We start from the raw sequence: 10554 nt of genomic DNA, 5'->3' as shown, positions 1-10554 counted from the left end.
GGTTCGAGTCCCGTCCGCTCCGCCACTAATTTGAAGGCCTTCCCTGATGGGAAGGCCTTTTTGCTATGGGCGATTTTGCCCAGCGACCCACAGGTTTGCACATCGAAACCAACGCAAAGCCCGGCTTCATGACCGGGCTTTGATGTTTTTAGCGTGTTAAACAGCCAGTATTAGCATTTATCTGGAAGAAGAGAACTAAAGCCCTGTCATCTTCTCCATTTTGTATCTATATCAAGCCCTTATCTGATGGATCACTGGCCATCTTAACTGGTTTACTTTTGGCCAAACTCTGTTCATGGCGCGCGATTAGGGTTGTATCTCGCTTATAACTCGGTAGAGTAAGGGCATCTTGAGTTTGCCTGTCCCGCGCTGGGTTTGCCGGGTTCCAGGTGTAACTTGGCCAGTTTTTATCAACCTTAAGTCAGTGGTATCGATATGGAACAAGTAAACAAGTCCACCTTCAGCGATGTACTGGAATATGTGCGTATGTCCCGTCGCCAGAACAAACTCAAGCGTGAAATTGCGGATAACGAGAAGAAGATCCGTGACAATCAGAAGCGCGTGCTGCTGCTCGACAACCTGAGCGACTATATCAAGCCGGGCATGAGCATTGATGATGTGCAGGCGATCATCGCCAACATGCGCGCCGACTATGAAGAGCGCGTGGATGACCACATCATCAAGAACGCCGAGCTATCCAAAGAGCGTAAAGAGCTGAGCACCAAACTGAAGGGCATGAGCTCTCACAAATAAGCGTTCAGCTTTCGCTTCAGAGACACCGGCCACTGGCCGGTGTTTTGTTATCAGCTCGGATCTCTGCCACTCCTGCAACAATCGGCTCCCCTTTTTAGAATTGCCCTGTTACCATCACCACAAAGCGGTCAATAGTTTCAAGCCATTGACTTGAAAAGACTAAGCTTGAGTGAAACACAATAAATTGCGCAACCATGGTGGGGCTGATATGGGCGCATCAGAACAGACGGATTTGACACAAGTGGCATCTCAAGATTCATCTGTCCAGACCTCGGACGGGAACCCAAAGCGCAAGCGCCGTCCCTGGTGGCGTTGGCTGTTCTGTTTTCTCTTTTTATTGTGCCTGGGGGCGGTGATCGCTCTGGTTGGCTATGAGATGAAAACCTCGAAGCTGCAATCTCAGGAGATCTCCCGCTATGCTGCCAAGCTCACCTATCAGGTCGAGCCTGGTCAGAGCAAGCAGATCGCTTTCCCTGAGGATGGCCCGTTCGACAAGCGGCTCGGCTATGTGCAACTGCCGATGATGCAGGAGCGCCTGCTGCAGCGGGGCTATGAAGTCAGCAAGCAGGTGCATTTCTCCGACGCGCTCTATGACTACGCCAGTCGTGGCTTCTTCGTGCCCTATACCGAGAAGGTGCAGGCCGGTTTGACGCTGCACGATTGCCGCGCCGAGCCCTTCTATCAATTCAAGTATCCGACCCATCACTATCCGGATTTTGACTCCATTCCACCGCTCGTCATCCAGTCGCTGCTGTTTATCGAGAACCGCGACTTGCTGAGCAATGAAGAGCCGTTGGCCAACCCGGCGGTCGACTGGCCCCGTTTTGCCAAGGCGGCGCTCTCTCAGGTGGGCAAGGCGCTCGATATGCAGGATCAATCTGCCGGTGGCAGTACCCTGGCGACCCAGGTGGAGAAGTATCGCCACTCGCCGGATGGCCTGACCCTGTCGCCGACCGAGAAGATCCGTCAGATGGCCTCTGCCAGCGTGCGGGCTTATCGTCTCGGGCCGGAAACCCTCGAAGCGCGCAAACTGGTCGCCTGGGCCTACCTCAACTCGGTACCGCTCTCGGCTGCGCCGGGATATGGTGAAGTGCATGGTCTGGGAGATGGTCTCTGGGTCTGGTTTGGTGCCAATGTCGATGACGTGAACCGTCTGCTGGACCCCGCCCGCAACCAGAACGCACCACTGGCCGAGCAGGGGCTTGCCCTGCGTCAGGTTGTCTCTTTGATGATTGCGCACCGCCGTCCCTCTTACTATCTGGCTCAGGGGCGAGAGGCGCTGGCTACCCTGACCGACAGCTACCTGCGCCTGTTTGTGCAGGAGGGGATGATCACGCCACCTCTGATGGAAGCGGCGCTCAAGGCCAAGATTACGTTCCGTGACTTCCTGCAGTCCCCTGCTATCACCCGGGTGAACAATAACAAGGGGTTGCAGGTTGCCCGTACTCGCCTGAGCCGTCAGCTCGGAGTGCAGCTCTATGACCTTGACCGGATGGATCTGACCGCCGATACCAGCCTCAACATGCCGTTGCAGAACGAAATCTCCCGTTATCTGCAACAGCTGGCCGACCCGACGTTTGCCGCCCAGGTAGGGCTGTTTGGTGAGCGCCTGCTCTCGCCGGAGAAGACCGGCGATGTGCGCTACAGCTTCACCCTGTTCGAGAAGTCGCCGGAAGGGTTCAAGGTGCGGGTGCAGACCGACAACACCGATCAGCCGTTCGATATCAACGAAGGTTCCAAGCTGGAGTTGGGCTCAACCGCCAAGTTGCGGGTGCTGACCACCTATCTGGAGATCGTGGCCGAGCTGCACGACAACTATGCCGGGATGCCGGTCGAGAATCTGCGCAAGCTGGCCGCCGTCTCTCAGGACAACCTCAGCCGCTGGGCCATCTCCTATCTGATGACGGCTCAGGACAAGAGCCTGCCTGTGATGCTGGAAGCAGCGCTGGATCGTAAATACTCCGCCAGCCCCAACGAAGGGTTCTTTACCGGTGGCGGCATGCACACCTTCAACAACTTCCGCCGCGAGGATAACAATCGTATTCCGACGTTGCGTGACTCTCTGCGTGAATCGATTAACTTGCCCTTTGTGCGGCTGATGCGCGATATCGTGCGCTACAGCCTCTACAAGGAGGGCAACCGTGCCCAGTTGCTGAAGGATGACAAGGATCCCCGTCGTCAGGAGTATCTGGCCAAATTTGCTGACAAAGAGGGCCAGACCTATCTGCTGCGCTTCTGGCGCAAATATCGCGGCAAGACTCCCGAGGAGCAGCTCGATACCTTCCTCGACGGTCTCAAGCCGAGTGCGGTACGTCTGGCGGCGGTTCACCGCTACCTGATGCCGGAAGCCAGCGAAGCGGCTTTTGCTGCCTTCCTGGCGGAGCGGTTGCCGCGGGAGAAGCTGAGCGCCAAACGGGTCAATCAGCTCTATGTGAGTTATGGCCCGGGCAAGTATTCACTGCCGGATCAGGGCTACATCGCCCGGGTTCACCCGCTGGAGCTGTGGTTGCTGGCCTATCTCAAGGAGTTCGACAAGGCCACCTTTGCCGACGCGGTGGCGGCCAGTCGTGACGAGCGGCAGGAGGTCTACAGCTGGCTGTTCAAGACCCGTCATCGCAGTGCCCGTGACAGCCGGATCCGCACCATGCTGGAGGTTGAAGCCTTCCTCGATATCCATCAGCGCTGGGCCAAGCTCGGTTATCCGTTCGACCATCTGGTACCTTCGCTGGCGACTGCCTTGGGTAGCTCCGGCGATCGTCCGGCTGCACTGGCCGAGCTGATGGGGATTATCCAGAATGGCGGTATCCGCTCGCCAACCTTGCGTATCGAGCACCTCTCGTTTGCCAAGGGGACGCCCTTCGAGACCGAGTTTGAGCCGCAGCACACCGAGGGAACCCGGGTGATGCCGGCAGAGGTGGCGGCAGCCCTGCGCAGTGCGCTCTCCAAAGTCGTTGAAGGGGGTACGGCAAGACGTATCGCCGGTGCCTTTACCCTGCCGGACGGCACTGTGCTGCAGATGGGTGGCAAGACCGGGACCGGGGATAACCGGATTGAAACCGTGGGTCGTTATGGCAACGTGACCAGCTCGCTGGCGCGCAACCGCACCGCGACCTTCGTTTTCTATCTGGGTGAGGATCACTTCGGTACCCTGACCGCCTATGTACCGGGTAGCCAGTCTGACAAGTTCCGTTTCACCTCTGCGCTGCCGGTGCAGGTGCTCAAGGGGATGGCTCCCCTGCTGACGCCTTACCTGCAACCGGGTTCCCATACCCAGTGTCTGGCGAACCAGTGATGCGAGCGAATTAACGCTCATCACGCAGATAACTAACCAGAAAAACGGGGAGGCTGACAGCCTCCCCGTTTTTATTTCCTCATCGGGCGCAGCGGCGCTCGATTGCGATCAGGCGTTCAGTACGAACTGCTCGATCACCTGAGCTACGCCATCTTCATCGTTGCGGGCAGTGGTGTGCTGGGCGAGAGCCTTGATCTCGTCGGTGGCATTGCCCATCGCAACCCCGAGGCCTGCGTATTCGATCATGTGGCGATCGTTGCCCGCATCCCCGACGCAGATCACCTGATCGGCGGTCAGGCCAAGGTGCTCGGCCAGTGCGGCCACGCCGGTTCCCTTGTTGCTCTGCTTGTTCATGAACTCGAGGAAGAAGGGGGCGCTCTGTACCACGGTATAGCGCTCATAGAGCTCTGCAGGCAGTCGCTCGATGGCGCGGGAGAGCTGGGGCGGCTCGTCGATCATCATCACCTTCATGATCTGCTCGTCGGCAGGCAGGGTGGCGAAGTCGATCAGATTGATCGGCATGCCGATCAGGCGAGATTCGTGCTCGGTGTAAGTGCTGACACGGGGGCTGATCAGTCCACGGGTGACCGAGAAACCATGGACGTTCACTTCCAGCTCATCAGCCAGTTTGGCGACGGCGCTGGCGTCACTGCCGGTCAGCAGCTGGCTGCGGATGATGCGCTGATCGCCCACCTGCTGCACCAGGGCGCCGTTGTAGCAGATGACGTAGTCATGCTCTGTGGTGAGGCTGAGCTCTTCCAGATAGCGGCTCATCCCTTCCAGCGGGCGGCCGGAGGCCAGCACAACGGTTACCCCTTTGGCGCGCGCGGCGCTGATGGCGGCGTGGGTGCGGGGAGTAATCTGGCCCTGCGGGTTGAGCAGGGTGCCATCCATATCCAATGCGATCAGCTTGTACATCTCTCACTACCTGAGTCTGGGTGGCCCGCCCGGTGGGGCCAAGGAAGTGGCGAGTGTAGCGAAAATCGGCGACGGGATCACGACCGGTTCAGCGATGGGGCCGTGCCGGTTGAGCTATTTGTGTCCCTCGTAAGGGGTCATCTCCAGGGTTTCATCATGGATGGTCAGACGGGTAGGGCCTCGGGTGATGGTAACCTTGCGTTTGAAGCTGGCCATCTCGACCTCGATGCCGGAGTAGAGGTGCTGGGTGGCAATGACCTCCATCTGAGCCATCAAGTTTCGCAGCTCTTCCTGGTTGGCGGTGAGCTGCTCATCGAGCTGGGCCAGTTCGGCCAGCTGATGGTCCCGGATCGGTTTGAGCTTGCGCAGGGTATCCGGATTGCGCTTGTCGCCGGGCAGTTGCAGCAACTTCATGACCAGCTCCTTGATTTTCTCCAGCTGGGCCTGACACGCCTGCTGGCGCAGCTTGAGCTGGTGTTCCTGCTCCTTGTGGGTGAAGTAGCCGCCAAGGATCTGCAGCCGGGTATGGTTGGCTGCCTCGGCCCCCAGGCTGGGGGCCATGATCAGGCGATTGGCAATGCTGGTGCCCCCCAGCAGAGTGCCTTTGCGCATGTTGCTATCGCCCACCTTGATGTCTTGTCCGCTGCGGGAGTAGCAGTGGCTGAGCTGGCTCTGGATCTGGATATCCCCCCCCGCTTCCAGCTGGGCATACTGGGCGTAGCTGGCGTGGATCTCCCCCTGCGCATTGAGTTGGCAAAGGTACTCTCCCTGCTCGTTGCGGCGGCCAATGATGCCGTGGCGTACCGTAATGCTGCCCCCTGCCTCGATCCAGCCCCCTTCGATAAAGCCACCAATCACGATGTCACCGCTGACCCGGATCTTCATGCCCGGGTTGACGTCGCCGCTGACGATTAATCCCCCTTCAAAATCAATGTGGCCGTGGCGGGCATCCACCTGTTTGACGCTGAGCACCTCGTCCACCTTCATGCCTGCTTTTTCCTGACAGGGCAGGCCAGCCCGACCGGCAATCAGCAGGTCGGGATCGTCGGGGGAGATAAAGGTGCCCTCGCCAGCACTCATCGGGCTGTCTTTGCCATCCTTGGCGGGCAGATCCTGACCGGTCACTGTAAAACCGGGCACCCCGACGGTGGCCGGATGACGGCGCATCAGCGCAGCGCCTGCCTTGACGGTGACGATGGAGCCGAGATCCCGCAGGTCGACCTTGCCATGACCCAGCTCCTGCGGTTTGAGGATCCGTTCGGCCGGGGTTTCCACCAGCCGCTCATAACGAGTGTCCTGACCATTGACGGCAGGCTGGCCGTTGGCAATCACCAGCTTGAGCTGACTGCCGGGGGCGGCCTCCTTGGCTGACTGGATGGCAGCGGTGAGCAGTTGCTCACTCACCCCCTGTTTGATTTCGCTGATGGCGATCGCCTCTTTCAGCTGTTCCAGCGTCACATACTTGCCACCCCAGTCGGCAGTGATCTGGGCGATGGCGCTCATGCGATCCTTCTCCACTATTACGGCGAGTCGGGCATCCTGACGCTTGCCGACAGGGATGGGGTTGGCGGGGACGGGGGCGGCAGGGTTGGTGAGCAGGGTATTAAGCAGGCTGATGGCCTGTTTGATCCCCTCGGGCAGCGGCTGATAGCGGCGACAGTTGGAAGCGAGCAGCAGAGCCTGCACATCCTGTTCCGTGACAGGTTTGGTGAGACCGGCGGCAATCCGCAGGCAGACCAGTTCCATATCGCTTGATAGCAGCAACCACTCTTTGCTTAACACCGCATCTCCTTGCTGGATGAGAACGGAACGATCGGCTCGCTCCTCTACTGTCATTTAATCTCTCAATGATTAATAAAGCGAGTCGCCAACCCTGAGAGTGGGCAGTATTCAGATATTTCCTCTGAATGGTCAATGAATTGAAGTCAAATCGGTGATGGCGGCCAGATAAATGTGGGCGCTGTTTGGAAACTGAGTGAAAAGACGGATCGTAGCGCCAGCGACATAGGGTCGCTGGCAGGTGAATGGCGGTTCTTATCAGCTGCGCTGGGCTGTTCTGGCCAGGGTGAGGTAATCGCCGAGCACCGGCTCACCCAGCATATGGCGGCGCAGCATGTCGAGGGCGGCAAAGGCGAGGATCTTGCGGCGGCTCTCCGGGTCGGGGTGGCTGACCTTGACCGTCTGACCGATGTGCTTGCCATCGGCGCTGAGCTGCAGTGGCACTCCCTCCGGCCCCTCTCGCCCTATGGTCAGTTGCAGGCCCGCATCGGTGGTCGGCAGTTGCGCCAGCTCATCGGCCAGTTGCGCGCTGAAGTTGGCCTCCAGCCTGGGATGGCCGTGACAAAGCGCCAGCAGCGCACCTCCACTCTCCCCCTCCAGCAGAGTCAGCGGTTTGTCTTGCAGCAGCGCAAGGATCTGCTGCGCCGGTTCCGTATCTCCGCTGCCAACCAGCCAGGGGCGGATCGTATCCAGCAGTCGGCGCTCTGCACTTTCCATGTCAGCGGCACTGGCGCCGTGGCCGATCAGTTTCAGCTCGATAAGGGGCATGGAGGAGCGGTAACCCAGCTCGATGTTGGCTGGCCAGGGTTCGGCATCCAGCATATCGCTGAGCGCCGACTCCGAGACGCCGAAGGTGTAAAAGCGACGCAGCTCGGTGTCGATCTGTGCTCCGGCCAGCTGTTTGAGGCGCGGCAGAATTTGCTCGCGCACCATCTGCTTGAATTCGAACGGCACGCCAGGGGTGAAGAAGAGCTGGCTCTGGCCACTTCGCACCACAAAGCCGCAGGCGGTGCCAACCGGGTTGTCGAGGATTTCGCACCCCTGTGGCAACCAGGCCTGTTTGGCATTGCTTTGTGCCATGGGGCGACCACGGCTGGCGTAGCGGGCCGTGATGGTAGTAAGCCAGTCGGGGAAAAGGGTAAGCGGCTGGGCAAAGGCTTCAGCGGCCGCCTGAGCAGTGAGGTCGTCGGCAGTGGGCCCGAGCCCGCCACACACCAGCACCACCTCGGCGCGGCTGGCACTCTCTTGCAGTACCGTTTTCAGGTCGGCGAGGTTGTCCCCGACCGTCAGACGACGGCGCACCTGCCACCCCTGTTCCAGCAGCAGAGCGCTGAGCCAGGCTGCGTTGGTATCCACCACCAGACCCGTCACTATTTCGTCTCCGGTACTGATGATCTCGATACGCATGGCAGGCTCCTTGGATTAAACGGGTGGCAATGGTTGGCCTCGAGCCAACACAATCAGGCTTTGTTGTGCTCGAAGTAGTAGCTGATCCGGGTACGCGGATTGAGGTACTCGAACACGGCGGGCGGCAGCCGTTTGGGGTGGATCACCTTGGCGATCGACAGTTCGGCTTGCTGCAGGTCGATGATGGCGGCTTCCTGACGGGGAATGCGCGGATCGTAGACCAGCACCGAGGGGTAGAGCAGGCGGGAAGCGTTGACCGACATCACCAGCCCCACCTGACCGTTGGAGAGTTGCACCACGCTGCCGGGGGGGTAGATCCCCATCAACCGGATCAGCATGCTGAGGTACTCCGGATTGAACTGCGCCTTGCGCTGCTTGTAGAGGCCGCTCAGGGCCGAGTAGGGCACCTTGGCCTGCATGTGGCAGAGGTTATCGTACTCGTTGATCAGCGACACCATCTGGGTCAGCGGATCGAGCTGGCCACCCTTGAGCCCTTCCGGCCCGCTGCCATCGAGATATTCGTGGTGATGGAGCACGATCCCCTTCGCCTCGGCCGGGAAATCCTTGGCCAGATTGAGCAGATCCAGCCCGTAGCGCGGGTGCTGGGCCATCAGGTTCTGCTCCGGCTTGGTCAGCGGCTCGGTCTTGCGCAGGATCTGGCTCGGGATCTTCAGCTTGCCAATATCGTGGAACAGCGCCCCCATACCGACCTGACGGATCTCGTCGGCCGTCATGCAGCACTCCTTGGCCAGCAGCATGCTGAGCACGCTCACATTGAGGGAGTGGAAGTAGAGGTTGTTGCCATCCTCGCTGTCGGAGACCAAGTGCAGCACCATCTCGTCCACCGAGAGCAGTTGCTCGGTCATGGCGTTGACCAGCTCCTGCGCCTCGCCGATAGCATTGAGGGGGCGGGACTGGATTTTGCTCATCACGCTGCGCACCTGGGCCAGCGACTGCTGAAACTGTTTCTCGCACTGCTGCAGGTTGCGGCGATAGAGTTGCAACTGTTCGATGCGGCGATCCTTCTCCTGCTGCATCTGGGCCTGGCGCTGGGCGGCGTCTGCGCTCTCTTGTTGCTGAGGCTGTACCTGATTGAGGGGCTTGGGCGGAACGTCGCTCTTGTCGGGAATGATGGTGACCAGTTTCAGGCCGAGACGGCGGATCAGCTCGATCTCTTCTTCACTTTTGATCTTGAAGCTGGAAAACAGGAACGGGTGTTCGCGCCACCCCAGTGGCAGGGATACATAGTTGCCGACTTGCAGTCGATCTACGGAAATCTTGATACCGGTCATTATCTTGGAAGCAGGAGACACACTGAGCCGTATGCTAGTCAAAGGCGGGGGTGAATACAAAAGGTATCTGATGACAGGGCAGGAGCTTTATTATAGGCTTCTGGATGTCCAGACATATTTACTGATGCAGTACAGGGAGTAAGCATGCCGATCAAGATCCCGGATCAGTTACCCGCCGCCGAAGTGCTGGGGCAGGAGAACATCTTCGTGATGACGGAATCCCGGGCCGTCACCCAGAACATCCGCCCGCTGCGGGTGCTCATCCTCAACCTGATGCCAAAGAAGATTGAGACCGAGATCCAGCTGATGCGGATGCTCTCCAACTCGCCGCTGCAGGTGGATGTGGATCTGCTGCGCATCGATGACAGGGAGTCAAAGAACACGCCGCAGGCGCATCTGGAGAACTTCTATCACGACTTCGAGCAGGTGCGTGGCAACAACTACGACGGCATGATCATCACAGGGGCGCCGCTCGGGCTGGTGGAGTTCGAGGAGGTGGTCTACTGGCCGCGCATCGTCGAGATCATCGAGTGGTCCCATCAGCATGTCACCTCCACCCTGTTCCTCTGCTGGGCGGTGCAGGCGGCGCTGAAAGCCTTGTATGGCATGGAGAAACAGACCCACGGCGAGAAGCTCTCCGGGGTTTACCGCCACCATCGCCTCGATGAGCATGAGCCGCTGCTGCGCGGTTTCGATGACGAGTTCGTCGCCCCGCACTCCCGTTACGCGGCGTTTGATGGCGGTCTGATCCGTGCCCAGACCGACTTGCAGATTTTTGCCGAGTCAGAAGAGGCGGGAGTCTATCTGGCGGCGACCAAGGATTGTCGTCAGGTGTTTGTCACCGGGCACCCGGAGTACGATGCCCTGACCCTCGATGGTGAGTATCAGCGGGATCTGGCGGCCGGGCTCGAACCGGCCATTCCGGTCAACTACTACCCGAATAATGATCCGAGCCGGACGCCGCGCGCCAGCTGGCGCAGCCATGGTCATCTGCTGTTTGCCAACTGGCTCAACTACTACGTCTATCAGCTCACCAGCTATCGGGTGGAAGATATCGGCAAGGTCTTTACCTACGACCAGGGAGGCAAGTAGTCAGTCGCCCTGCGCCAGCCG

At 59.4% G+C, this 10554-nt stretch carries 7 protein-coding genes; 3 read left to right on the top strand and 4 right to left on the bottom strand.

The features are described from left to right. The first annotated feature begins 435 nt into the window (after nt 1-435). Together tmaR and L972_RS06105 are read left to right on the top strand one after the other, a co-directional pair. Entirely contained in the window at nt 436-753 is a 318-nt protein-coding gene (gene tmaR / locus L972_RS06110; protein ID WP_005336024.1) for a PTS system regulator TmaR, read from the top strand. 208 nt (nt 754-961) lie between these two features. After that, nucleotides 962-4045, top strand: a complete 3084-nt coding sequence (locus L972_RS06105) for a transglycosylase domain-containing protein (protein WP_047436640.1) — start codon at nt 962-964, stop codon at nt 4043-4045. Between the two features lie 108 nt (nt 4046-4153). On the opposite strand, the gene yidA is transcribed toward L972_RS06105, so the two are convergent. The 4 genes from yidA to L972_RS06085 form a co-directional block, all read right to left on the bottom strand. Continuing rightward, nucleotides 4154-4963 carry a sugar-phosphatase gene (yidA, locus tag L972_RS06100; protein WP_047436637.1) on the bottom strand — a complete coding sequence of 270 codons (810 nt, stop codon included), beginning with the start codon at nt 4961-4963 and terminating at the stop codon, nt 4154-4156. A gap of 114 nt (nt 4964-5077) precedes the next feature. Then, nucleotides 5078-6745, bottom strand: a complete 1668-nt coding sequence (locus L972_RS06095) for a DUF342 domain-containing protein (RefSeq protein WP_047436634.1) — start codon at nt 6743-6745, stop codon at nt 5078-5080. Between the two features lie 255 nt (nt 6746-7000). Further along, nucleotides 7001-8149: a CinA family nicotinamide mononucleotide deamidase-related protein gene (locus L972_RS06090; protein WP_047436631.1), complete on the bottom strand. Its 1149-nt coding sequence runs from the start codon at nt 8147-8149 to the stop codon at nt 7001-7003. 53 nt (nt 8150-8202) lie between these two features. Beyond that, nucleotides 8203-9441: an HD-GYP domain-containing protein gene (locus tag L972_RS06085; RefSeq protein WP_005336014.1), complete on the bottom strand. Its 1239-nt coding sequence runs from the start codon at nt 9439-9441 to the stop codon at nt 8203-8205. Between the two features lie 144 nt (nt 9442-9585). Here L972_RS06085 and metA point away from each other — a divergent pair, with 144 nt between their 5' ends. Next, nucleotides 9586-10533, top strand: coding sequence for a homoserine O-acetyltransferase MetA (gene metA / locus L972_RS06080; protein ID WP_047436627.1), 948 nt, complete (start codon nt 9586-9588; stop codon nt 10531-10533). Nucleotides 10534-10554 lie beyond the last annotated feature (21 nt).

It is taken from the genome of Aeromonas sp. ZOR0001 (assembly GCF_000801015.1).
GTDB classification, from domain to species: domain Bacteria; phylum Pseudomonadota; class Gammaproteobacteria; order Enterobacterales; family Aeromonadaceae; genus Aeromonas; species Aeromonas veronii.
The sequence above is the reverse complement of the archived record's forward strand: the minus strand, read 5'-3'. Positions and strand labels throughout refer to the sequence as shown.

What these genes read in the sequence shown, in the direction of transcription:
- tmaR (WP_005336024.1), top strand. Translation starts at nt 436, where the DNA reads ATGGAACAAGTAAACAAGTCCACCTTCAGCGATGTACTGGAATATGTG.
- L972_RS06105 (WP_047436640.1), top strand. Translation starts at nt 962, where the DNA reads ATGGGCGCATCAGAACAGACGGATTTGACACAAGTGGCATCTCAAGAT.
- yidA (WP_047436637.1), bottom strand. Translation starts at nt 4,963, where the DNA reads ATGTACAAGCTGATCGCATTGGATATGGATGGCACCCTGCTCAACCCG.
- L972_RS06090 (WP_047436631.1), bottom strand. Translation starts at nt 8,149, where the DNA reads ATGCGTATCGAGATCATCAGTACCGGAGACGAAATAGTGACGGGTCTG.
- L972_RS06085 (WP_005336014.1), bottom strand. Translation starts at nt 9,441, where the DNA reads ATGACCGGTATCAAGATTTCCGTAGATCGACTGCAAGTCGGCAACTAT.
- metA (WP_047436627.1), top strand. Translation starts at nt 9,586, where the DNA reads ATGCCGATCAAGATCCCGGATCAGTTACCCGCCGCCGAAGTGCTGGGG.